The sequence below is a fragment of the Chryseobacterium sp. WG14 genome, from assembly GCF_024586945.1.
GTDB lineage: Bacteria > Bacteroidota > Bacteroidia > Flavobacteriales > Weeksellaceae > Chryseobacterium.
In genome coordinates, this window is the sequence record NZ_JALCZD010000037.1 from 1 (window position 1) to 648 (window position 648).

Genomic DNA, 648 nt, shown 5'->3' on the forward strand with positions numbered 1-648 from the left:
GTTTTTGCTGGTTCTTCTACTGCTTTTCCTGCTGAATTTGTTCCTCTGTATCTTTGATTCCCGGCTTCATCATATTTGAAATACACTTCAGTTTGAGAAAAACCTAAGAAGCCTATAAATAAAGAGAATATCGAAAGTAATTTTGTTTTCATCGGTGTTTTATTTTTGATTGTAAAGGATTTGCCGAACTTGCTTTTTCAATTCTTCAAGGTCATCAGATTGAGATTTTAAAGTTTTGTTTTCTTCCTGCAATAATTTGATCTGCTTGTTTTGCTCAATAGAATAGAGAGTAAGCTCTTCTATTTTCTGCAACAGTTTAATCTGGAATTCTCCTACATTTACTCCTTCTTTTTCCATTTCTTTGGCAGAGGCAACTTCAGGAAGGTGTTTTTTTTCTTTGATGTGTGTTTCTACGTCCTCCAATTTTGGCAGTTGATAATCTTCTTCAAACACAAAATCGGCAGTAGGACCAGAAGTAACCTTTATTTCTTTTGCTTCAAATTTGCCATTTAATAATGCATTTCCGTTTTCGCCATTCATAATAAATGCTTTACTCCAGTCCCAATCGGTATTAGCAGCATTCATAGGAGCCATGTATAAGGTTTTCCTACCATCACCATCAGGTGTATGCCATATCCATGAATTACT

The 648-nt window shown here is 34.9% G+C and carries 1 pseudogene; it reads right to left on the minus strand.

Annotation, left to right across the window (positions count from 1 at the left end):
* Positions 1–159: 159 nt before the first annotated feature.
* A pseudogene (locus MP478_RS22485) lies at positions 160–648 on the minus strand (hypothetical protein); the annotation flags it as partial.